Raw genomic sequence first — 21,178 nt, forward strand, 5'->3', positions numbered from 1 at the left:
CCGGAGCCGCTAGGCTTTCCCAGCGGCGCGGCGGACGATCTCCTGGGCGTGCTTGAGGATGGGCCCGTCGATCATTTTTCCCTGGTACTGGAACACTCCCGATCCGGCTGACGCCGCGGCATCCAGGAGGGCACCAGCCGCGGCCACCTCGTCTTCAGAGGGTGCGAAGGCTTTGCGGACCACGGCCGCCTGGGTGGGGTGGATGCAGGCTTTTGAGCTGAAGCCCGAGGCCACTGCGTCGGCGGCCTCGGCCGCCAGTCCGTCGAGGTCGGGGATGTTGGTGTAAACCGCGTCCACTGCCTCCTTGCCATAGGCGCGGGCCGCCAGCAGGACAGCGGAGCGGGCGTGCAGGGCCACAGCCCGGTAGCCGCCGTCGTCCTTCCGGCTGGACGTCCCACCGAGGGTAGCCAGCAGGTCTTCGGCGCCCCACATCAGGCCCACCACGTTGGGGGCGGCGGCGATGGCCGGTGCATTGAGGACGCCCAGCGCCGTTTCACACAGCGCAATCACCTGGTAGCCCTCCAGCGCCTTGAGCTGTTCGGCCGATTCGGCCTTGGCCAGCATCACGGTGCGGTAGGGCGTATGGGCCAGGCAGTGCAGGTCCTTTTCGAAGTCCTCGGTACCTACGGGGTTCACCCGGACAATGGTGCAGCTTGGTTCGAGCTCCGGTTCCACGCCGGTGGTCCCCAACTGCGCCAGGATGGCCCCCCGGGCGCGCTGTTTGTCCGCCGGCGCCACGGCGTCTTCCAGGTCAAGGATCACGGCGTCCGCCCGGGCGGCGGCTTTCTGGTAGCGCTCCGGCCGGTCGGCGGGGCAGAAGAGCAGCGCGGGGCCCATTACGAAAGTCATACCGGCATTGTCTCCTGTCCGGCGCCCTGGGCCTTGCCGTGGGCGTCGCGCGTCCACATCAGGCAGCTGCGGGTGGCGCGGGCCACCACGGTTCCGTCCTGGTTGCGCCCGGTGTGCTCCATCGTAACGATGCCCTGGCCGGGACGTGAGGACGAAAGCCGCTTGCCGGTGATGGCCGTCTCCGTGTACAGGGTGTCGCCGTGGTAGAGCGGATGCGGGAAGGAAACGTCCGTAAGGCCCAGCTGGGCGATGATGGTTCCCTGGGTGAGCTGGGTGACGGACTGGCCCACCATGGTGGCAAGGGTGAACATGGAGTTCATCAGCCGCTGGCCAAAAGGCTGCCCGGCGCTCCAGGCGGCGTCCAGGTGCAGCGCCTGGGTGTTCATGGTGAGCGTGGTGAACAGGACGTTGTCGGTTTCAGTCACGGTGCGTCCGGGACGGTGGGCGTAAAGTACACCTTCCTCCAGCTCGTCGAAGTACAGGCCACGCTGCTCGATCACCCGTCTGCCGCCGTCGTCCTTCTGCAGGGTAGCCGGACCGTTTCCATCCGTCATACGGTGAGTTCCCGGTCTTCCTCGAACAGGTCTGCGCCGGTGGCCGCCACCACGTCCTCGGCGGAGACATTGGGGGCCAGTTCGCGCAGCACCAGGCGTGGGGCGCCGTTGTCCTTCACGATGTCGATGACGGCGAGGTCCGTGATGATCCGGTCCACGCAGCCCTTGCCGGTCAGCGGGAGGGAGCATTCCTGGACGATCTTCGGGTTGCCGTTGCGGTCGACGTGCTCCATCATCACGATGACCCGCTTGGCGCCGAACACCAGGTCCATGGCCCCGCCCATGCCCTTGACCATCTTGCCCGGGATCATCCAGTTGGCCAGGTCCCCGTTGGCGGCCACCTCCATGGCGCCCAGGACGGCGAGGTCCACGTGGCCGCCCCGGATCATGCCGAAGGATGTTGCCGAATCGAAGAACGCGGCTCCCCGGTTGACCGTCACGGTTTCCTTGCCGGCGTTGATCAGGTCCGGGTCCACCGCGTCTTCAGCGGGGTACGGGCCGACGCCGAGGATGCCGTTCTCGGAGTGCAGCACCACCTCCACCCCGGCGGGGATGTAGTTGGGGATCAGGGTGGGCATCCCGATGCCCAGGTTCACGTACTGGCCGTTGCGGAGCTCCCTGGCCACCCGTGCGGCCAGTTCGTTGCGCGTCCAGCCCTTGGCGCCGGTCCCGTCCGGCGGTGTCTCATGCTGCTGTCCTGCCGCCCGGCGGTATTCAGGGCGGACGCCTTCGGGCCGCGGTGCGAAGGGGCTGTTCGGGTCCATGGCTAAGCTCCTGCCTGCTGGGTGGTGCCCGGTGCTTTTCTGCCGGTGCCTGGTGATGCGGGGGAAGGTGCCGTCAGGGCGACCGTGCGCTTTTCGATCCGTTTCTCCCCATTGGGGGCCAGGACCACCCGTTGGACGAAGATGCCGGGGGTGTGGATGTGTTCGGGGTCCAGCTCGCCCGGCTCAACGAGTTCCTCCACCTCGGCGATGGTGATCCGCCCTGCCATGGCGCACAGGGGGTTGAAGTTCATGGCGGTGGCGTGGAAGACCAGGTTGCCGTGCCGGTCGCCTTTCCAGGCGTGGACCAGCCCGAAGTCGGGTGTGAGGGATTCTTCCAGGACGTAGTCCACATCGCCGAAAGAGCGCACTTCCTTCGGCGCGGAGGCAACCGCAATGCCACCGTTGGCGTCGTACTTTTGCGGCAGGCCGCCGTCTGACACCTGCGTGCCTACCCCCGCCTTCGTGTAGAACGCCGGAATGCCCGCGCCGCCGGCCCGCAGCTTTTCGGCCAGCGTGCCCTGCGGCGTGAGCACCACTTCGAGCTCGCCGGCCAGGTACTGGCGGGCGAATTCCTTGTTTTCTCCCACGTAGGAGCTGATGGTGCGGCGGATGCGTCCGTCCCGCAGCAGGATGCCCAGCCCCCAGTCGTCCACGCCGCAGTTGTTGCTGACGGTCTCCAGCCCGGAGGTGCCGGCCCGGTGCAGGGCATCGATGAGGGCAACGGGTATTCCACAGAGGCCGAATCCGCCCACCGCCAGCGAGGCGCCGTCCGGGATATCCGCAACCGCTTCGTCAGCGCTGGCAACAACCTTGTCAATCATCAGTGATCCTCTCAGGCCGGCTACAGTCCCAGTTTCTAAAGACCCAGTTCGCGGGCGATCAGCATCAGCTGGACCTCCGTGGTGCCCTCCCCCACTTCAAGGATCTTGGAGTCGCGGTAGTGGCGTGCCACGGTGAACTCGTTGATGAAGCCATAGCCGCCGAATACCTGGGTGGCATCCCGCGCATTGTCCATGGCCGCCTCGCCTGCGACCATCTTAGCGATGGCCGCCTGCGTCTTGAACGGTTTGCCGGCAAGCATCCGGAAGGCCGCGTCGTAGTACGCCAGGCGGGCGGTGTGGGCCCGTGCTTCCATGCGGGCGATCTTGAAGGAAATGGCCTGGTACTTGCCGATTTCCTGGCCGAATGCCCTGCGCTCCCTGGCGTACTTGACCGAGAGATCCACACAGCCCTGGGCGGCGCCGGTGGCCAGCGCAGCGATGGCGATGCGGCCCTCGTCCAGGATGGACAGGAAATTGGCGTAGCCGCGGCCTTCGGCACCGAGCAGGTTCGCTTCCGGGACGCGGACGTCCTTCAGGGTGAGCGGGTGGGTGTCGGAAGCGTTCCAGCCCACCTTGTTGTACGGCTTCTCGGCCTTGAAGCCGGGGGTGTCCGTGGGCACCAGGATGGTGGAAATGTCCTTTTTGACGCTGCCGTCCGCGCGCTCCTGCTGCCCGGTGACCGCGGTGACGGTGACCAGCCGGGTAATGTCCGTGCCCGAGTTGGTGATGAATTCCTTGTTGCCGTTGATCACCCACTCGCCGCCCTCCCGCCGGGCGTGGGTCTTGGTGCCGCCCGCGTCCGATCCCGCCTCGGGCTCCGTGAGTCCAAACCCCGCGAGCGCCTGTCCCGACGCCAGCATGGGCAGCCATTCCTCTTTCTGGGCATCCGTGCCGAAGCGGTAGACGGGCATGGCGCCCAGGGAGACACCGGCCTCCAGGGTAATGGCGACGGACTGGTCCACCCGGCCCAGCTGCTCGAGGGCCAGTGCCAGGGCGAAGTAGTCCCCGCCCATGCCGCCGTATTCCTCCGGGAACGGCAGCCCGAACAGGCCCATCTCCGCCATCTGCTTCACCACTTCGTACGGGAAGCTGTGCTCCTCATCGTGCTTGGCCGATACCGGGGCCACCACGTTGTCCGCGAAATCACGGACGGTGTCGCTGAGGTCCTGGTATTCCTCGCTGAGTTCAAAACCGGACATTTTCAGGCTCCTTCGCCTTGGTGTGCAGTGGTGTCTGTTGCTGTTGCTGTCTCTGAACTGTCTGTGGTTCCGGCGGCAGCGGGATGGATGGTGGCCAGCACCTGGTCGGCCTTCACCAGGTCGCCGGTACGGGCCGTCAGGTGGACCGTCCCTGCCAGCGGGGCCACCAGGTGGTGCTCCATCTTCATGGCCTCCACCGACACCAGGACGTCCCCGGCCCGGACCGCGTCGCCGTCAGCGACCGGGACGGCCACGACGGTTCCGGGCATCGGCGAGCGCACCTCCGGGTCGGCCACCCCTTCCTGTCGCTGGATGGCTGCCAGCACGCGTTCCAGCCGCGCCTCACGGGTCAGGACATCGAGCCGGCAGGACCAGCCGTCATTGCCGAGGTAGACCTGCTCGGGCTGTCCAGCTGTCGCGGCAAGCTTGTACTCCCACATTGCACCATCCAGAGTAAGGACGGCGCCGCCGCCTTCCGAAAGCTTTAAAGACGCCGCCCTCCGCGGTCCACCGTCGACCGTTACGGCTACCGGACCGGATGCCATACTGCCGCTGACCTGCACGGTCACCACGCCGCCGTCGGGCGTTCCCAGGCTGACGCGGCGCGGCGCCGGCGCTCCAAGGCGCCAGCCGTTCCTGCCCTGCCACGGCCCGTTCACGGGGGCGGGGTTGTTCTGCGCCTCGAGGGACAGGGCGTACAGCGCGGCGGCCACCAGTTCGGGATGATCGATGCGCCGGAAAGCCAGTCCGGGCAGCTTCCGTTCGATCAGCCCGGTGTCCAAATGCCCTGCCTGGACGTCGGGGTCGTTGACCAGGAGCCGAAGGTACTCGACGTTGGTCTCGATGCCCAGTGCCGTGTAGCCGGACAGCGCACCGCCCAGGGCGGCCAGGGCTTCGGCGCGGTCCCCGGCCCAGGCGATCACCTTGGAAACCATGGGGTCGTAGTGTGCCGACAACTCCAGCCCTTCCACCAGGGACGAGTCCACCCGGACCCGGCCCTCGGTGCCGGCAGGCAGCTCATCCAGCATCAGCACGGTCCCGGTGGACGGGAGGAAGTTCTTCTCGGGCACCTCGGCGTAGACCCGGGCCTCCACGGCGTGGCCGGACAGCTCCATATCGGCCTGCCGGACGGTCAGCTCCGCACCCGCGGCGATCCGCACCTGCCATTCCACCAGGTCGATGCCCGTGACCATTTCGGTGACGGGATGTTCCACCTGCAGCCTGGTGTTCATCTCCATGAAGAAGAACTCCTCCGGTGCGTCATCAGAGACCAGGAACTCGACGGTTCCCGCGCCCACGTAGTTCACGCTGCGGGCCGCGTTGCAGGCCGCCTCGCCGATCCGGGCGCGCACTTCCGGTCCGTCCGGAAGGCCTTCCAGCAGGGGTGACGGGGCTTCCTCGATGACTTTCTGGTGCCGGCGCTGCAGGGAGCATTCACGCTCGCCGAGGTGGATGACGTTGCCGTGGCCGTCCGCCAGCACCTGCACCTCGATGTGCCGCGGAGTGGTCACCAGGCGCTCCAGGAACAGGGTGTCGTCGCCGAACGCAGCGGCGGCCACGCGCCGCGCCGTGGCCAGGGCGGCGGGGAGGTCCGCCGGTTTTTCGACGGCGTGCATCCCCTTGCCGCCGCCGCCCGCGGACGGCTTGATCAGGAGCGGGTAGCCGACGGCGGCAGCGGCCTCCAGCAGTTCACCGTCCGTCATGCCGGGCTTGGCGATGCCCGGGACGACGGGCACGCCGTACCCCGCCACGTGGTTCTTGGCGCGGATCTTGTCGCCCATGACGTTCAGCGCCTCGACGCCGGGGCCGATGAACGTGATGCCGGCTTTCTCCAGCGCCCTGGCGAAGTCCACGTTCTCGCTCAGGAAACCGTAACCGGGGTGGACAGCCTCGGCCCCCGACTGCCGGCAGGCTTCCAGGATGGCGTCCACGTTCAGGTAGCTTTCGGTGGCCACGGCGGGGCCGATCCGGACGGCAGCGTCAGCTTCGCGCACGTGCCGGGCGCCGGCGTCGGCATCGCTGTAAACGGCGACCGAACGGATCCCCAGGTGCCGCAGCGTGCGGATGACGCGGCAGGCGATTTCGCCGCGGTTGGCCACCAGCACGGTGCTGAAGAGGGGCTTGCCATCCGCTGCGGTGGTGACAGCCGTGCTGGTCGTGGCGTTGGTTTGCATGGTCATTGCTGGCTCACATCCGGAAGAGGCCGAAGGAGGTCTCCGGCAGGGGTGTGCGGGAGACGACGTCGAGGGCCAGGCCCAGGACGGTACGGGTATCGGCGGGATCGATGACGGCGTCGTCCCACAGCCGTGCGGTGGAGTAGTAGGGGCTGCCCTGGTCCTCGTACTGCTGCCGGATGGGCGCCTTGAACGCTTCCTCGTCATCTGCCGGCCAGTCCTCACCCGCCGCTTCATACTGGTCCCGCTTAACCGTGGCGAGCACGCTGGCGGCCTGGTTGCCGCCCATCACCGAGATCCGGGCGGCGGGCCACATCCAAAGGAACCTCGGCGAGTAGGCGCGGCCGCACATGGAGTAGTTACCCGCCCCGAAGGAGCCGCCGATCACCACGGTCAGCTTGGGCACCCGCGCCGTGGCTACTGCCGTCACCATCTTGGCGCCGTTCTTGGCGATGCCGCCCTGCTCGGCATCCCTGCCCACCATGAAGCCGGAGATGTTCTGCAGGAACACCAGGGGAATTCCCCGCTGGTCGCACAGCTCGATGAAGTGCGCACCCTTGAGCGACGACTCGCTGAACAGCACGCCGTTGTTCGCGACGATCCCCACCGGGTGCCCATGGATCCGGGCGAATCCAGTGACGAGGGTGGTGCCGTAGTCCTTTTTGAACTCATGGAACCTGCTCCCGTCCACCAGGCGGGCAATCACCTCATGGACGTCGTAGGGGGCGTTGACGTCCGTGGGCACGGCACCATAGAGTCCGTCCGGATCCACGGCAGGGTCGACGGCGGCTTCCACCTGCCAGGCGGGCTCGGCGGGAGGCGGCAGGGTGGAGACGATGTCCCTGACGATTTGGAGAGCGTGCTCGTCGTTTTCGGCCAGGTGGTCCGTCACGCCCGAGATCCGGGAGTGCACCTCGCCACCGCCCAGTTCCTCGGCGGTGACGATTTCCCCGATTGCGGCCTTCACCAGCGGCGGCCCGCCCAGGAAGATGGTGCCCTGGTTCCGGACGATGACCGTTTCATCGCTCATCGCGGGCACATAGGCGCCGCCGGCCGTGCAGGACCCCATGACGGCAGCGATCTGCGGGACCTTGGCGGCGGAAAGCCGCGCCTGGTTGTAGAAGATCCGGCCAAAGTGGTCCCGGTCCGGGAAGACTTCGTCCTGCTTGGGCAGGAAGGCCCCACCTGAATCCACCAGGTAGATGCAGGGCAGCCCGTTCTCCAGGGCGATCTCCTGGGCACGGAGGTGCTTCTTCACGGTCATGGGGTAGTACGTGCCGCCCTTGACGGTGGCGTCATTGGAGATGACCAGGACCTGCCGGCCGTGCACCAGGCCGATGCCGGCAATGACCCCGGCCCCGGGAGCCTCGTCGCCGTACATCCCGTTAGCTGCCAGCGGCGCGATCTCAAGGAACGGGCTGCCCTCATCGAGCAACTGGCCGATCCGGTCCCGCGGCAGCAGTTTGCCCCGCGCCACGTGCCGGTCCCGCGATTTCTGCGGTCCGCCCAGCGCTGCGTCCGCCAGCCTCTTCCGCAGTTCCCCGGCGAGCGCCAACTGCGCTTCCCGGTTGGCACGGAAGGACTCGCTTGCCGGGTCAAGCCGGGTGGCAAGAGTCTCCATCGACGATCCGTCCTTGTGTTGGCCGGGCCGGCGTCCCGCCAACTCGGTTAGTGACTGATAACTGAAATTCAGGTTAGTCTCGATTAACTGTGATGTCCAACACACTGCCGCCTTGCTAGAATCTGCGTCGGTGCCTAGGAGGAAAAGTGTCCAGCAATACAGTGCAGCCGGTACCTGCCACCCAAGCCGTTCCGACAACCCAAGCCGTTCCAACAACCCAGCGCGGCAGGGCCAAGGAGAACCGGCGGCAGGCTTTGCTGTCCGCAGCAGCTTCGCTGTTCGCGCTGAACGGCTTCAACCGCGTTTCCCTGGAGGACCTTGGCGCGGCGGCAGGCGTCAGCGGGCCCGCGGTCTACCGCCACTTTTCCGGCAAACAGGCCGTCCTGGCCGATCTCCTGGTCACGGTGAGCCAGGAACTGCTGGACGGCGGGCGCCATGTGGCGGACAGTACGCCCGATCCGCTGGCTGCCCTGCGCCGGCTGGTGGAGTTCCAGGTGGATTTCGCGCTTGGCAAGCCGGACGTGATCCGGGTGCAGGACCGTGACTTCAGCAATTTGTCGGAGCAGGACCAGTCCGCGGTGCGTACCCTGCAGCGCAGCTACGTGGAAGTGTGGGTGGACATCCTGGCCAAGGTCCACCCGGAAATCGACGCCGCTGAGCTGCGGATGCGCGCCCATGCCACGTTCGGACTGATCAATTCCACGCCGCACTCGGTCCGGAGCCATGGCAGGAGGCTGGCGGCCGGAGTCGCCCGCCCCCTGCTCGAACGGATGGCACTTGCGGCCCTGATGGTGGACAGCACACCCGCCACCCAGCGCTGAAGCCGGCTGCCGGCTAGACCATCGTGAGGACCATTCCGGGCTCGGCCAGGATGGCTCCCACGTCGGCCAGGAACCGGGACCCCTGCTCGCCGTCCACCAGTCGATGGTCAAAGGACAGGCTGAGCGTGAGCACCTGGCGCAGCGCCACCTCGCCCCTGTACTCCCACGGCATGGTCCGGACCGCGCCCAGGCCAAGGATCGCCGCCTCCCCCGGGTTCAGGATGGGCGTACCCGCGTCGATGCCAAAGACCCCGATGTTGGTGATCGAAATGGTGCCGCCGGAAAGGTCTGCCGGCGTGGTCTTGCCAGCCCTGGCTGTTTCTGCGAGCGCCGTCAGCGCCTGGGCAAGCTGCGGGAGCGCCATGGCGTCGGCGTCCTTGATATTGGGGACCATAAGTCCGCGGGGCGTGGCCGCGGCAATGCCCAGGTTCACATAGTTGTAGGTGACAATCTCCTGGTTGTCCTCGTCCCAGCGCGAGTTCAGCGCCGGGTTCCGCCGCAGGGCCACAAGGACGGCCTTGGCAGCGAGCGTCAAGGGGGTGAGCCTGGTTGAGGCGAAATCCCTGCTGTTCTTGAGTTTCGCCAGCAGCTCAAGGCTGGGCGTGACATCCACGGTGAGGAATTCGGTGGCATGCGGCGCGGTGAAGGCGCTCTGGACCATCGCGGCCGCAGTGTGTTTGCGCACGCCCTTGATCGGAGTCCGCGTTTCCCGCTCCCCCGTCCGGGTTCCACCGGATACGGGCACTGGACCGGCAGTTCCCGTGGCGGGTTCTTCCTGGTGCCCGGCAAAGTCCTGGACGTCTTCCCGCGTGATCAGCCCGCCGGGACCTGTGCCGTGTACCTGTGCGAGGTCCACTCCCAGGTCTTTGGCCAGTTTCCGGACAGGAGGCGTTGAGCGGGGGCGCTCGGCAGGCTGCCCGTCGGCAGGCTTGGTTTCGACAGAACTGATTTCGACAAGCCTGGTTTCGACAGGTTCGGCTTCGGCCCGCTCAACCATTGCCGGCCGGGCCCGGGCAGGTTCCCCCGGGGCGAAATTGCGCTGCCGCCGCATTGGGCGGCCGGAAGCTTCGACGACGGCGCCGTACCCCACCAGGTTGGGTTCCCGTTTCGGCGTCTGCCTTGGGTTCAGTGATTCCAGGGCCGCCTCTCCCGTCCCCGGGGAAGAGGCGCCGGATGCCTGGGACGGTGGAGAGCCGGCGTCGTCTGCTACCTCGAAGGAGACGATCGGTTTGCCCACCTCCACGACGGAACCGGGCTGTTCGTGGAGTTCCTTGATGACGCCGGCGAACGGTGACGGGAGCTCCACCACAGCCTTGGCGGTCTCGACTTCGGCGATGACCTGGTTCAAGCGGACGGTGTCGCCAACGTCCACTTTCCAGCTGAGGATCTCAGACTCTGTGAGCCCCTCGCCCAGGTCCGGGAGCCGGAATTCCTTGATCATGGTGGCGCTCATCCTTCCAGGCCGCTCAGGGAATTGGGCCGGCCCAGGGCACGGTCCACGCCGTCCAGGATGCGGTCCAGGCCCGGCAGGTGGTGCATTTCCAGCTTGGAGTACGGGTAGGGGATGTCGAACCCTGTCACCCTCACCGGAGCCGCCTCGAGATGGTAGAAGCACCGCTCCGTGATGCTGGCCGCCACTTCCGCCCCCAGCCCGCCGGATTGCGCGGCCTCGTGCGTCACCACGAGGCGCCCGGTCTTCCGCACAGAGGCCACCACCGGCTCGTAATCCACGGGGGCCAGCGAGCGCAGGTCGATGACCTCGATGGAGATGCCCTCGTCCGCTGCGGCGGAGGCGGCGTCCAGGGCCGTCTTGACCAGCGGGCCGTAGGCCACCAGGGTAACGTCGCTGCCGTCGGTCAGGACCCGGGCCTTGTCCATGGGCAGGGCGGTATGCAGGTCCACGGACTCGTCCACTTCACCTTTGTCGTGATAGCGGCGCTTGGGCTCGAAATACAGCACCGGATCGTCGGAGGCGATAGCCTGCTGGATCACGGTGAAGGCGTCCTGCGGGTTGGCCACGGTCACCACCCGCAGCCCTGAGGTGTGGGTGAAGTAGGCTTCCGGGGATTCGGAGTGGTGTTCCGGTGAACCGATGCCGCCGCCGAACGGAACCCTGATGGTGATGGGCATTTTGACCGTTCCGCGGGTGCGGTAGTGGAGTTTTGCCACCTGGCTGACGATTTGGTCGAACGCCGGGTAGATGAAGCCGTCGAACTGGATCTCCACCACGGGCCGGTAGCCCCGGTAAGCCAGGCCCACGGCCGTGCCAACGATGGCGGACTCCGCCAGCGGGGTGTCCACCACCCGGTGTTTGCCGAAGTCTTTCTGAAGACCGTCCGTCACCCGGAACACGCCGCCCAGGGCACCGATGTCTTCGCCGAGGAGGACCACCTTGGAGTCGTTTTCCAGCGACTTGCGCAGCCCGGCATTGATGGCACGGGCAAAGGTCAACTGGGTCATCAGCGTGCACCTTCCTTGGACACGGCTCCATCGGGATCGCCGAAGGACGCCAGGTAACGGGCGTAATGGTCCTGCTGGCGTTCCAGCCAGGAATTGGGCGTGCTGTAGACGTGCTTGAAGACGTCCATGGGCTGCGGGTCCGGCATGGTGGTGCATCCGCGGCGCATCTCCGATGCGACGGCGTCGGCTTTGTCGTTGACCTGCTGTTGCAGCCCCGCGGTCAGGACCCCCTTCCGCTCCAGGAGGCTGGCCAGCCGGGAGATGGGATCTTTTGCGGCCCAGTCCTCCAGTTCGTTGGCGTCCCGGTAGCGGGTGGGATCGTCGGCGGTGGTGTGCGGGCCCATGCGGTAACTGACGGCCTCGATGAAGGTGGGGCCGCCGCCGCGGCGGGCCCGGTCCAATGCCAGCCGGGTGGCAGCCATGACCGCCAGGACGTCATTGCCGTCCACGCGCAGGCTGGGAATGCCGAAACCGGCGGCCCGGTCCGCGAGCTGGATGTGGGACTGCAGGCGCACGGGCTCGGAGATGGCCCAGTGGTTGTTCGTGCAGAAGAACACCACCGGGGCCTGGAAGCTGGCCGCGAACACCATGGCCTCGTTGACGTCGCCCTCACTGGTGGCTCCGTCGCCGAAGTAGGCAACGGCCACGGCGTCGGCGCCGTCGTTCTGTATCCCCATGGCGTAGCCGGTGGCGTGCAGGGTCTGGGCGCCGATGATGATCTGCGGCGTTGCCATGTTGATGCTGTACGGGTCCCAGCCGCCCGAGGCGTTCCCGCGCCACACCCGGAGGAGGTCCGTCAGGTCGACACCGCGGCAGTATGCCACGCCGTTCTCGCGGTAGCTGGAGAAGACAAAGTCGTCCGCCCTCAGCGCCCTTCCGGACCCGATCTGGGCTGCCTCCTGCCCGAGCAGCGGGGGCCACAGGGCCAGTTCACCCTGCCGCTGCAGGGCGGTGGCCTCCACGTCGATCCGGCGGATGACGGTCATGTCCTCGAAGAGGGAGCACAACTGGTCGTCGGTGATGTCCCTGACCCAGAAGTCGAACTCCGGGTGGCTGATGCGCTCACCTGAAGGGGTGATCAGCTGGAGGAGTCGCTGTCCGGTTCCGCCAGGGGTTCCTGCGCTTTCGGGGGTTTTTGCGCCGCCAGGGCCCGTTTCGTCTGTAGACACGATTGCCGCAACCTTCGTACGTCGTTGACCCGTGGTTTTCGGACTTTTGGCCCTGCCGCCACCGGCCTTCCGGGCGTCATTGCCCCAGATACTGTGACCCTACTCACAATGCCCACCGGGTACAACCACTGCGGAACATCTTGAGCAAAGTGCCCTATCTGGCGCCCGGGGACCGTGCTAGCGTTGCGCATTATGCGAGCTTTGGATGGCACTGACACCCGCCTGTTGTCGGCCCTCGCGCAGGATCCGCGCCGGACCGTTGTGGCGCTCGCGCAAAAACTCGGCCTGTCCCGCAACACCGTCCAGGCGCGGATGGCGCAGCTGGAAAAGAAGCACGTCTTCCTGTCCTTTGAACGGCGCATCAATCCGGTGGCCCTGGGGTATCCGCTCATGGCCTTCATCTCCGTCCACGTGCAGCAGCAGAAGCTCGGGCAGCTGGCGGAGGAAATCGCCGCCATCCCCGAGGTCCTGGAGGGTTACGGACTGACAGGATCAGCGGACCTGCTGCTGCGCGTGGTGGCCAGGGATGCCGAGGACCTGTTCCGGATCAACGGCAAAATCCTTGCCTGCGACGGCGTGGAACGGGCTGATACCGCCCTGGCGATGGGGGAACTGATCCCCTTCCGGGTGCAGCCCCTGCTGGACCGGGATTCAGAGGGCGGATAACACCACCGGCCGGCCTTCCACGCGGCGCGCTTCACATACGACGGCGGCGGGCGGGGCTATAGGCTGGTTGCAGTCATGTGCCGGGCCGGGAAGGCCCGGCACAGTTCCCCGCGCCCCGGCGCCAGCTCGACGAAAGGCTCCCCTTGTGAGCAGTCCCCAGGATCCGTACCAGCAGGGCCGGACGGACTACACACCACGGCAGTTGCCGCCGCTGCCGGAACAGCCCGCCCCGTTCGGGCTGCCGGGGGAACCGCCCCGGCAACGGCGCCGGCGGAAGCTGTGGATCATCCTTGGCAGCATCGGTGGGGTGCTGCTCCTGGTCATCCTCGGCGTCGTCATCCTGGTCAACGTGGTGGGCAGCGCCACCAACCAGGCCAGGGGCCTCGCGGACGACTTCACGAAGAAAGTCATCGCCGGCGACACGTCCCGCGCCTACGACGAATACCTTGACCCGGCCCTGCAGAAGCAGCTCTCCAAGGAGGCCTTCATCTCCGGGGTGAAGAGCCTGGAGATGGACAGCTCCTGCCAGCCCGCGTACAACGACCTCAAGGTGGCCACCGAGAACGGGGCGAAGTCGGCCGAGGTGGTGGGCCAGATCAGCTGCACCGGCAAGAAGGTGGACCTCGCATACCGCTTCGAAGGCACGGACCGGCTGCTCATGACCAACATCAAGCTGCGGCCGGCGGCTTAGCTGGGCGGGCGGCACAGAGCACGCCCCCATGATGGGCCGCTGACGCCCGGGATGTGGAAAGGGTACTGATTTCTTTACCCATCCGTCCGCGGCAATGATCCGAATCGCTTCCGAGGGTCCCGCCCAGGGGCCCGTTGGTCCGGCGGGAACTCCTGCCCGCCCTCTCGGAAGGAATACGTCATGCGTAACTCACCCAACCGCCTCGTCGCCACCGTTTTCGGCGCCGTCTACCTCTTGGTGGGCCTCCTGGGCTTCGCCGTCACATCCGGCGTCGGTTTCGTCGCCACCGAGGGCGCGAACCTCATCATTTTCGAAGTCAACCCGCTGCACAACGTCATCCACCTGGCCATCGGCGCCGCGCTGCTCTTTGCCGGACTTCGCGGGACGGACAGCGCCCGCACGGTGAACGCCGCAGTGGGCGCCGTCTACCTGCTGGTGGGCATCGTGGGACTGTTCCTGCTGAACTCGCCGCTGAATATCATCGCCCTGAACGGCGCCGACAACGTCCTCCACCTCGCCAGCGCAGTACTCCTCCTCGGCGTGGGCCTGTCCCTGGACAAGTCCCCTGCCGCTGCCCGGGCCTGATATGGCAGCCCCCGCGCACTTCGCCGGGCAGGGCCGCACAGGGCAGCGTGCCCGCCAGGTCTCTGTGGGGAACGCCGGCTCCCCGGTGGTCGCCGCCGTTCGACTGCTGACCGGCTTCGCGGGCTTTGGGGCGGGAACGGTCAACCTGGCCATCTCGGCCAGTATCGTTGCAGCAGCAGCCAGCGCCCCGGAACCGGCGATGCTCGTCACCGGCGTGGTGGCCGCTGTCTGGGGCGTGGCGCTGCTGGCTGGCGCGGTGGTGTTCCTGGCCAGGGACCGGCCAGCGGGCGGCCCGTGGATGATGTCTGTGCTGGCCGTCGCCGCCGCCGTCCACCTGGCCGCGATAGCACTCACACCCGCTGCCCCCGCGGCCTCCAGCCTCAGCCTGACGCAGCTTTCGGCGTTGCTGCTCACGCTCATGATCATTGCGTCGTTGGGGTGGCTCCAGCGGACCGCCGCACGGCAGCACAGTGAACCGCAACAAAGTGACTGGCAGCACAGTGAACGGCAGCAGGGTCCTGCGGCGCCGGCAGGCGCCGCAGTGCGGCCGGGCCGGCTGCTGCTGGGAGCTTTCGCCGGCGCCGTCCTGGTGGCAGGAATAACGACGCCGGGCCTCGCCGCCTCGACGGCCGGCCAGTACGCTGTCCCGCACGGCAGCCACGGCAGCCACGGCAACATGGTGCCGGGCGGCCACCACCAGCATTGAACCCATCCCCCGGGAACCGAAGGGCCCAGCAACGCAAAGAGCCTCCAGCCGCAATCTGTGGCTGGAGGCTCTTTGGCGTTTACACCGGCGCGGCCGGCATATCCGTTAGTGGTCCACCTATTAGTGGTCCACGGCCTTTTCGGCTCCGATGCCCGTGAGCGAGCGGACTTCCATTTCGGCCTGCTTGGCCGGATCCTCCCGCTTCTTGTCCAACGTGGTCCCCAGCCAGCCCAGGAAGAAGGCCAGCGGAATGGACACGATGCCCGGGTTGCTCAGCGGGAAGAGGGCGAAGTTGGCGCCCGGGATCATCGAGGTCTTGGCCCCGGAAACCACCGGGGAGAACACGATGAGCAGGATCGCTGCGCCCAGCCCGCCGTACATGCTCCACACGGCGCCTTGGGTGGTGAACTTCCGCCAGAAGAGCGAGTAGATGATGGTGGGCAGGTTGGCTGAAGCGGCGACCGCGAAGGCCAGCGCCACCAGGAAGGCGACGTTCTGGCCGTTGGCGAAGATGCCGCCCAGGATGGCGAGGATGCCGATGACCACTACGGTGCGGCGGGCCACCTTGACTTCAGTGTCGGCGTCGGCCTTGCCCTTCGCGATGACGTTCGCGTAAATGTCATGTGCGAAGGATGCCGCCGCGGTGATGGTCAGGCCTGCCACAACCGCCAGGATGGTGGCGAAGGCCACCGCCGAGATGAAGCCGAGCAGCAGCGGCCCACCCAGGTGGAAGGCCAGCAGCGGAGCCGCCGCATTGACGCCGCCGGGTGCGGACTTGATGGTGTCCGCTCCCACCAGGGCGGCAGCGCCGTAGCCCAGCACCAGGGTGAAGAGGTAGAACAGGCCAATCAGCCAGATGGACCAGACCACGGACTTGCGTGCTTCCTTGGCCGTGGGCACGGTGTAGAAGCGCATCAGCACGTGCGGCAGGGCTGCCGTGCCCAGGACCAGCGCAAGGCCCAGGGACATGAAGTCCAGCTTGGAGGTTTCGGTCTTGCCGTACTGCAGGCCCGGGTTAAGGACGGCCGGGTTGTTGGCGGTCTCCACGGCGCCGCCCAGCAGGGCGGAGAGGTTGAAGCCGTAGATGGCCAGGACCCACACGGTCATGACGGCGGCGCCTGCGATCAGCAGCATGGCTTTGATGATCTGGACCCAGGTGGTGCCCTTCATGCCGCCGATCAGGACGTACATGATCATGAGGGCGCCGACGACGATGATCACCAGCGCCTGGCCGCCCCAGTCGCTGATGCCCAGCAGGAGCGAAATCAGGCTGCCCGCTCCGGCCATCTGGGCCAACAGGTAGAAGAAGCAGACGGCGAGCGTGGAGATGGCTGCCGCAATCCGCACCGGACGCTGCTTCAGCCGGAAGGAGAGTACGTCCGCCATGGTGAACTTGCCGGTGTTGCGCAGCAGTTCAGCCACCAGCAGCAGCGCCACCAGCCAGGCGACCAGGAAGCCGATGGAGTACATGAACCCGTCATAGCCGTTGATGGCGATGGCGCCGGTGATTCCGAGGAAGGATGCTGCCGACAGGTAGTCGCCGGCGATGGCGGTGCCGTTCTGCGAGCCCGTGAACGAGCGTCCCGCAGCGTAGTAGTCGGCGGCGGTCTTGTTGTTGCGGCTGGCACGGAACACGATCACCATGGTCACGGCCACGAACAGGCCGAAGATGCCCATGTTCAAAAGAGTGGTGTCCTTGAGGGCGGCAACGTCCACCGCGGCTGGGATTGCGATCATTGGTTGGCTCCGCCCACTCGGTTTCCGTCCTTGTCGAATTCGTGGCCCTCGATCCCGTGCCTGATTTCCGAGGCGATGGGGTCCAGCTTCCGGTTGGAGTAATGCACGTACCAGCCGGTGATGGCGAAGGTCGAGATGAACTGGAGCAGGCCCAGGATCAGGCCCACGTTGATGTTGCCCCATACCTTGGTGGACATGAATCCCACCGCGTAATCGGCGAGCAGGACATAGGCGAAGTACCACAGCAGGAAGGCCACTGCCATGGGGAAGACAAAGCTGCGGTGACGCTTGCGCAATTCCTGGAACTGCCCGGTCGACTGGACTTGTTCGAAGTCCACGGACGCCGCTGCGTCCGGAGTATGGGCATCGTTACCCATCATTCCTCCTCATTGAGTTGCCGGTACACACCGGGCGGCAGGCCCTGATAAGGCACACCACAGATGTGACACCAATCACTCTGCCGTCCGTTGGCCTGTCCTTTCCAGAACTTCGGCGCCTGCGGTCGCTCAACGGTTGCGATGCTGCGGCAAACGGCACCCGCCGCTACGCTGGGCAGCATGCCGGACTCCCCCCTCCTCACCGCTGCGGCTGTTGCGGTGATCGCCATGGCCATCGCCGTCGTCGTCGGCGTGGGCCTGAAGGTGCTCCGCTCCTTCAGGGACCTCGGCACCGACGCCGAACGTGCCACTTATCACACCCTCCATGCGGCGTCCCAGGCCGGGCAGCACCTGCGCCGCGGCCTGAACCCCGCCGGTGCGGCGAAAGCCAGCCGACAGCTGCGCTCCCTCCTGGCCTGCGACGCCCTGGCGATTACTGACACATCCGGGGTGCTCGCCTGGGACGGGGGTGCCGAGGACATCAGGCCGCGCCTGATGGAACTCGCCGCCGGGGTCCTTGCATCGGGCCGGACCGCCGTCCTGTCCGCCGGCGCCGACGGAACCGGTGGCCGCCTTGCCGGCGTCATCGCCCCGGTGCGGGCCGGCACCCGCATGGTGGGCACGGTGGCCGCTTTCGCCCCTTCGGCGGGGGCAGGCCTGGTCAGGGCCACGGGGGAAGTGGCTGACTGGGTGGCAGTCCAGGTGGAACTCGCGGAACTGGACGCCTCCCGGACGCTGCTGATGGAAGCGGAAGTCCGGGCGCTGCGGGCCCAGATCAGCCCGCACTTCATCTACAACTCGCTCAACGCCATCGCCTCCTTCATCAACACCGATCCGGAGCGGGCCAGGGAACTGGTGGTGGAGTTTGCCGATTTCACCCGCTACTCGTTCCGAAGGCACGGCGACTTCACCACCCTTGCCGAGGAGCTCCGCTGCATTGACCGCTACCTGCTCCTGGAGCGGGCCCGGTTCGGCGAGCGCGTCCAGGTCAGCCTGCGGGTGGCACCCGAAGTTCTCAGCACCGTCATCCCCTTCCTCAGCCTCCAGCCGCTGGTGGAGAACGCCGTCCGGCACGGGCTGGAGGCCAAGGCGGGGCCCGGACACATCACCATCACCGCGGAGGACGCCGGCGCTTTCGCTGAGGTCACCATCGAGGACGACGGCGTTGGGATGGATCCGGAGCATCTTAGGTCGGTGCTCGCTGGCCACGCCGACGGGGACCACGTGGGCCTTCGCAACGTGGATGCCCGCCTCCGGCAGGTGTACGGCAACGACCATGGGCTGGTGGTGGAAACCGCGCCGGGTGAGGGAACGCTGATCGCCATGCGGGTACCCAAGTCCCAGCCCGGGCACGATGCGTGAGGCGGGCACAGCAGCTGGAAGTACCCTAGGAGAATGATTAACGTCCTCGTCGTTGATGATGAGCTGCCCGCCGTTGAGGAGTTGGCCTTCCTGCTGGGCAGGGACGAACGCATCGGAAAGGTGCTGCGGGCCACCTCCGGCGCTGAAGCACTTACGGCCCTGTCCGGCGGAAACATCGACGCCGTCTTCCTGGACATCCACATGCCCGCCGTGTCCGGCCTGGACATCGCCGGCGCCATCGCCAGGATCAGCAGCCCGCCGGCCGTTGTCTTTGTCACCGCCGACGAGGACTACGCCCTCGCGGCCTTCGAACTCGCCGCCGTCGACTACCTCCTCAAGCCGGTCCGCACCGAGCGGCTGGCCCGTTCGGTGGGGCGGATCTGTGAACTGCGCGACGGCGGAGCCGCACCGGAGATGATCACCGTCGACCAGGGCGGGACCACCAGGATGATCCGGCGCGACGACGTTACCTACGTCCAGGCGCAGGGGGACTACGCGCGGCTGCACACCGCCGACGCCAGCTACCTCATCCGGGTGCCGCTGGCCGACCTTGAACAGCAATGGGCCGACGCCGGTTTCATCCGCACCCACCGCTCCTACTTGGTGGCACTGAAGCATGTGTCCTCAATGAAGCTGGCCGCTGACGGTCCGCGCGTCACGGTGGCCGGCGCCGGCCTTCCCATCAGCCGGCGGCACCTGCCCACCGTGCGGGAGAAGCTGGAGGCCACCAGGATCAGGCCGCACGCATGACCCGCGTCCGGGTCACCGCCCCGCACGCGTCCCCCCGGTCCACGGCGCCGGGAGGCCGGCGGGCCGTCGAGTCGCGTGAAGCCGCGCAGGATTCCGAGGTTGGACAGGTGTTCGTCCGCTCCCTGATCAGGTCCCAGCTGCGGCTGGCACTGGTGGTGGCGGGCGGCTTCCTGTTGATCCTCGCCGCATTCCCCATGATCCTGGTGGTGGTGCCCGGCCTGGCCGAAACCAGGATTGCCGGTATTCCCTTCGGCTGGCTCCTGCTGGGCGCCGGGATCTACCCCGTGATCGGCCTGAGCGCCTGGTTGTACATCAGGACTGCCGCCCGCAATGAGGCCCGGTACCGGGACCTGGCCGGCGAACAGTGAGGCGCCCATGAATGCCGGCGTCGCCATAACAGCGGTGGCGGTGGTGTCCATTGCCACGGCCATTATCGGTTTCTACGGGCTGCGGATTTCCCGCACCACGGGAGACTTCTACGTTGCCTCGCGCACCGTGCGGCCCTGGTGGAACGCGTCTGCAATCGGCGGCGAGTACCTGTCCGCCGCCAGCTTCCTGGGCGTGGCCGGACTCATCCTGCTGTCCGGGACTGACGCGCTCTGGTTCCCGGTGGGATACACCGCCGGCTACCTGATGCTGCTGCTCTTCGTCGCCGCCCCGCTGCGCCGTTCTGGCGCCTACACCATCCCGGACTTTACCGAGTCCCGGCTCTCTTCCAGGACCGTCCGCAAGGTCACCAGCGTGGTGGTGGTCATGGTGGGGTGGCTGTATATCGTGCCGCAGCTCCACGGTGCCGCCCTGACCATCCATATCGCCACGGGCCTGCCGTCCTGGGTGGGGTCCGTCGCTGTCGTCGTGGTGGTGTGCCTGACGGTGGCAGCGGGCGGGATGCGGTCCATTACTTTTGTGCAGGCGTTCCAGTACTGGCTCAAGCTGACGGCCCTGGCCGTGCCCATCGTCTTCATCATGTTCGAGCTGGCCGGGCATGCTGCTGAACCGCTGTCCCTTCCGGCGGTCAACCCCACCGATCTGGCGCCCGCCGGGCTGTACCAGAATGTGTCCCTGCTGGTGGCGCTGCTGTTCGGCACCCTGGGCCTGCCGCACGTGCTGGTGCGCTTTTACACCAATCCGGACGGGCACTCCGCCCGGCGCACCACGCTGATCGTCCTGGGACTGCTGTCCGTGTTTTACCTCTTCCCCACTGCATACGGCCTGGTGGCCCGCATGTACGCGCCCGGCCTGGCCCGCTCGGGACAGCCGGATGCCATGGTCCTGCGCCTGCCGGGCGAACTTGTGGGAGGAACGCCAGGCGACCTGCTCTCCGCCCTGGTGGTGGCGGGCGCCTTCGCTGCCTTCCTGTCCACGACGTCGGGCCTCGTGGTCTCCCTGGCCGGCGTCATCAGCCAGGACGTCCTGGGCGGCAGCGTCCGCGGGTTCCGCCTCGCCGCCGTCGTGTCCGCCGTCGTCCCTCTTGGCTTTGCCTTCATGACCGGATCCTTGGCACTGGCCGGCAGCGTGGGGCTGGTGTTCGCCTTCACCGCCTCGACGGTGTGCCCTGTCCTGCTGCTTGGCATCTGGTGGCGCGGCCTGACGGACGCCGGGGCCATCGCCGGCATGCTGACCGGCGGGGTGTTGTGCGGCGGGGCGATGATTGTTGGCTCCCTGTCCGGTACAGGCTTGTCCGGTGTGGGCCAGACACCGGCGTGGCTCGCACAGCCTGCCGCGTGGAGCGTGCCTGCCGCCTTCGCCGTCATGGTCATCGTGTCCCGGGCCACCGCCCACCGGGTACCGGCGGCGATGCCGCGCATCATGACCCGCCTCCACACCCCGGAGCGGCCGCTGGCAACCGAACGGGGATCGGGAGGACAATGA

21 protein-coding genes are annotated in these 21,178 nt (G+C 67.1%); 9 read left to right on the forward strand and 12 right to left on the reverse strand.

Annotated elements, in window-relative coordinates:
- Window positions 1–9 precede the first annotated feature (9 nt).
- The 7 genes from Q9R31_RS12520 to Q9R31_RS12550 are packed head-to-tail and all read right to left on the reverse strand — an operon-like array spanning window position 10 to window position 7,982.
- Entirely contained in the window at window positions 10–849 is an 840-nt protein-coding gene (locus Q9R31_RS12520) for a CoA ester lyase (RefSeq protein WP_311263056.1), read from the reverse strand.
- Complete coding sequence (locus tag Q9R31_RS12525) at window positions 846–1,403, reverse strand: MaoC family dehydratase (protein ID WP_311263057.1); 558 nt, start codon at window positions 1,401–1,403, stop codon at window positions 846–848. The genes Q9R31_RS12520 and Q9R31_RS12525 overlap by 4 nt, the downstream gene beginning before the upstream one ends.
- Window positions 1,400–2,167, reverse strand: a complete 768-nt coding sequence (locus Q9R31_RS12530; RefSeq protein ID WP_311263058.1) for a CoA transferase subunit B — start codon at window positions 2,165–2,167, stop codon at window positions 1,400–1,402. The genes Q9R31_RS12525 and Q9R31_RS12530 overlap by 4 nt, the downstream gene beginning before the upstream one ends.
- 2 nt (window positions 2,168–2,169) lie before the next feature.
- The gene (locus Q9R31_RS12535) at window positions 2,170–2,988 is read right to left on the reverse strand and encodes a CoA transferase subunit A (protein WP_311263059.1); all 819 of its coding nucleotides are present in this window, start codon (window positions 2,986–2,988) and stop codon (window positions 2,170–2,172) included.
- 35 nt (window positions 2,989–3,023) lie between these two features.
- The gene (locus Q9R31_RS12540; RefSeq protein ID WP_311263060.1) at window positions 3,024–4,187 is read right to left on the reverse strand and encodes an acyl-CoA dehydrogenase family protein; all 1,164 of its coding nucleotides are present in this window, start codon (window positions 4,185–4,187) and stop codon (window positions 3,024–3,026) included.
- Between the two features lie 2 nt (window positions 4,188–4,189).
- Complete coding sequence (locus Q9R31_RS12545) at window positions 4,190–6,361, reverse strand: biotin carboxylase N-terminal domain-containing protein (RefSeq protein ID WP_311263229.1); 2,172 nt, start codon at window positions 6,359–6,361, stop codon at window positions 4,190–4,192.
- Between the two features lie 13 nt (window positions 6,362–6,374).
- Window positions 6,375–7,982 carry a carboxyl transferase domain-containing protein gene (locus Q9R31_RS12550; protein ID WP_311263061.1) on the reverse strand — a complete coding sequence of 536 codons (1,608 nt, stop codon included), beginning with the start codon at window positions 7,980–7,982 and terminating at the stop codon, window positions 6,375–6,377.
- Window positions 7,983–8,143: 161 nt separating this feature from the next.
- Between Q9R31_RS12550 and Q9R31_RS12555 the strand changes: the two genes are divergently transcribed.
- Window positions 8,144–8,803 carry a TetR/AcrR family transcriptional regulator gene (locus tag Q9R31_RS12555; protein WP_311263230.1) on the forward strand — a complete coding sequence of 220 codons (660 nt, stop codon included), beginning with the start codon at window positions 8,144–8,146 and terminating at the stop codon, window positions 8,801–8,803.
- Window positions 8,804–8,816: 13 nt separating this feature from the next.
- On the opposite strand, the gene Q9R31_RS12560 is transcribed toward Q9R31_RS12555, so the two are convergent.
- The 3 genes from Q9R31_RS12560 to pdhA are packed head-to-tail and all read right to left on the reverse strand — an operon-like array spanning window position 8,817 to window position 12,432.
- A complete protein-coding gene (locus Q9R31_RS12560) occupies window positions 8,817–10,244 on the reverse strand; it encodes a dihydrolipoamide acetyltransferase family protein (protein ID WP_311263062.1) in 1,428 nt (475 codons plus the stop codon).
- Window positions 10,245–10,252: 8 nt separating this feature from the next.
- Window positions 10,253–11,263, reverse strand: a complete 1,011-nt coding sequence (locus Q9R31_RS12565; RefSeq protein ID WP_311263063.1) for an alpha-ketoacid dehydrogenase subunit beta — start codon at window positions 11,261–11,263, stop codon at window positions 10,253–10,255.
- On the reverse strand, window positions 11,263–12,432 hold the full coding sequence (gene pdhA / locus Q9R31_RS12570; protein WP_311263064.1) for a pyruvate dehydrogenase (acetyl-transferring) E1 component subunit alpha: 1,170 nt from the start codon (window positions 12,430–12,432) through the stop codon (window positions 11,263–11,265). Before pdhA ends, Q9R31_RS12565 begins: the two co-directional genes overlap by 1 nt.
- Window positions 12,433–12,624: 192 nt before the next feature.
- Between pdhA and Q9R31_RS12575 the strand changes: the two genes are divergently transcribed.
- The 4 genes from Q9R31_RS12575 (at window position 12,625) to Q9R31_RS12590 (ending at window position 15,080) form a co-directional block, all read left to right on the forward strand.
- Complete coding sequence (locus Q9R31_RS12575; protein ID WP_311263065.1) at window positions 12,625–13,098, forward strand: Lrp/AsnC family transcriptional regulator; 474 nt, start codon at window positions 12,625–12,627, stop codon at window positions 13,096–13,098.
- A gap of 145 nt (window positions 13,099–13,243) precedes the next feature.
- Window positions 13,244–13,789 (forward strand): hypothetical protein, encoded by a 546-nt coding sequence (locus tag Q9R31_RS12580; RefSeq protein ID WP_311263066.1) that lies wholly within the window; start codon window positions 13,244–13,246, stop codon window positions 13,787–13,789.
- Window positions 13,790–13,969: 180 nt separating this feature from the next.
- Window positions 13,970–14,374: a DUF4383 domain-containing protein gene (locus Q9R31_RS12585; RefSeq protein WP_311263067.1), complete on the forward strand. Its 405-nt coding sequence runs from the start codon at window positions 13,970–13,972 to the stop codon at window positions 14,372–14,374.
- A 1-nt stretch (window position 14,375) separates the two neighbouring features.
- Window positions 14,376–15,080, forward strand: a complete 705-nt coding sequence (locus Q9R31_RS12590; RefSeq protein WP_311263068.1) for a hypothetical protein — start codon at window positions 14,376–14,378, stop codon at window positions 15,078–15,080.
- 120 nt (window positions 15,081–15,200) lie between these two features.
- On the opposite strand, the gene Q9R31_RS12595 is transcribed toward Q9R31_RS12590, so the two are convergent.
- Both Q9R31_RS12595 and Q9R31_RS12600 read right to left on the reverse strand, forming a co-directional pair.
- Complete coding sequence (locus Q9R31_RS12595) at window positions 15,201–16,817, reverse strand: sodium:solute symporter family transporter (RefSeq protein WP_311263069.1); 1,617 nt, start codon at window positions 16,815–16,817, stop codon at window positions 15,201–15,203.
- Window positions 16,814–17,194, reverse strand: coding sequence for a DUF485 domain-containing protein (locus Q9R31_RS12600; RefSeq protein ID WP_311263070.1), 381 nt, complete (start codon window positions 17,192–17,194; stop codon window positions 16,814–16,816). Before Q9R31_RS12600 ends, Q9R31_RS12595 begins: the two co-directional genes overlap by 4 nt.
- A 180-nt stretch (window positions 17,195–17,374) precedes the next feature.
- Between Q9R31_RS12600 and Q9R31_RS12605 the strand changes: the two genes are divergently transcribed.
- From Q9R31_RS12605 to Q9R31_RS12620, 4 genes are read left to right on the forward strand one after another with little or no spacing between them, the layout of a single operon-like run.
- Window positions 17,375–18,556, forward strand: coding sequence for a histidine kinase (locus Q9R31_RS12605; protein WP_311263071.1), 1,182 nt, complete (start codon window positions 17,375–17,377; stop codon window positions 18,554–18,556).
- A 33-nt stretch (window positions 18,557–18,589) separates the two neighbouring features.
- Window positions 18,590–19,306, forward strand: a complete 717-nt coding sequence (locus tag Q9R31_RS12610) for a LytTR family DNA-binding domain-containing protein (RefSeq protein WP_311263072.1) — start codon at window positions 18,590–18,592, stop codon at window positions 19,304–19,306.
- Window positions 19,303–19,674 (forward strand): hypothetical protein, encoded by a 372-nt coding sequence (locus Q9R31_RS12615; RefSeq protein WP_311263073.1) that lies wholly within the window; start codon window positions 19,303–19,305, stop codon window positions 19,672–19,674. Before Q9R31_RS12610 ends, Q9R31_RS12615 begins: the two co-directional genes overlap by 4 nt.
- A 7-nt stretch (window positions 19,675–19,681) precedes the next feature.
- A complete protein-coding gene (locus Q9R31_RS12620) occupies window positions 19,682–21,178 on the forward strand; it encodes a cation acetate symporter (RefSeq protein WP_311263074.1) in 1,497 nt (498 codons plus the stop codon).

It is taken from the genome of Pseudarthrobacter sp. BRE9, from assembly GCF_031844305.1.
Taxonomy (GTDB): domain Bacteria; phylum Actinomycetota; class Actinomycetes; order Actinomycetales; family Micrococcaceae; genus Arthrobacter.

Coding starts and splice junctions, on each gene's coding strand:
- Q9R31_RS12520 (WP_311263056.1), bottom strand. CDS start 849: ATGACTTTCGTAATGGGCCCCGCGCTGCTCTTCTGCCCCGCCGACCGG.
- Q9R31_RS12525 (WP_311263057.1), bottom strand. CDS start 1,403: ATGACGGATGGAAACGGTCCGGCTACCCTGCAGAAGGACGACGGCGGC.
- Q9R31_RS12530 (WP_311263058.1), bottom strand. CDS start 2,167: ATGGACCCGAACAGCCCCTTCGCACCGCGGCCCGAAGGCGTCCGCCCT.
- Q9R31_RS12535 (WP_311263059.1), bottom strand. CDS start 2,988: ATGATTGACAAGGTTGTTGCCAGCGCTGACGAAGCGGTTGCGGATATC.
- Q9R31_RS12540 (WP_311263060.1), bottom strand. CDS start 4,187: ATGTCCGGTTTTGAACTCAGCGAGGAATACCAGGACCTCAGCGACACC.
- Q9R31_RS12545 (WP_311263229.1), bottom strand. CDS start 6,361: ATGCAAACCAACGCCACGACCAGCACGGCTGTCACCACCGCAGCGGAT.
- Q9R31_RS12550 (WP_311263061.1), bottom strand. CDS start 7,982: ATGGAGACTCTTGCCACCCGGCTTGACCCGGCAAGCGAGTCCTTCCGT.
- Q9R31_RS12560 (WP_311263062.1), bottom strand. CDS start 10,244: ATGATCAAGGAATTCCGGCTCCCGGACCTGGGCGAGGGGCTCACAGAG.
- Q9R31_RS12565 (WP_311263063.1), bottom strand. CDS start 11,263: ATGACCCAGTTGACCTTTGCCCGTGCCATCAATGCCGGGCTGCGCAAG.
- Q9R31_RS12575 (WP_311263065.1), top strand. CDS start 12,625: ATGCGAGCTTTGGATGGCACTGACACCCGCCTGTTGTCGGCCCTCGCG.
- Q9R31_RS12585 (WP_311263067.1), top strand. CDS start 13,970: ATGCGTAACTCACCCAACCGCCTCGTCGCCACCGTTTTCGGCGCCGTC.
- Q9R31_RS12590 (WP_311263068.1), top strand. CDS start 14,376: ATGGCAGCCCCCGCGCACTTCGCCGGGCAGGGCCGCACAGGGCAGCGT.
- Q9R31_RS12595 (WP_311263069.1), bottom strand. CDS start 16,817: ATGATCGCAATCCCAGCCGCGGTGGACGTTGCCGCCCTCAAGGACACC.
- Q9R31_RS12600 (WP_311263070.1), bottom strand. CDS start 17,194: ATGGGTAACGATGCCCATACTCCGGACGCAGCGGCGTCCGTGGACTTC.
- Q9R31_RS12605 (WP_311263071.1), top strand. CDS start 17,375: ATGCCGGACTCCCCCCTCCTCACCGCTGCGGCTGTTGCGGTGATCGCC.
- Q9R31_RS12610 (WP_311263072.1), top strand. CDS start 18,590: ATGATTAACGTCCTCGTCGTTGATGATGAGCTGCCCGCCGTTGAGGAG.
- Q9R31_RS12615 (WP_311263073.1), top strand. CDS start 19,303: ATGACCCGCGTCCGGGTCACCGCCCCGCACGCGTCCCCCCGGTCCACG.
- Q9R31_RS12620 (WP_311263074.1), top strand. CDS start 19,682: ATGAATGCCGGCGTCGCCATAACAGCGGTGGCGGTGGTGTCCATTGCC.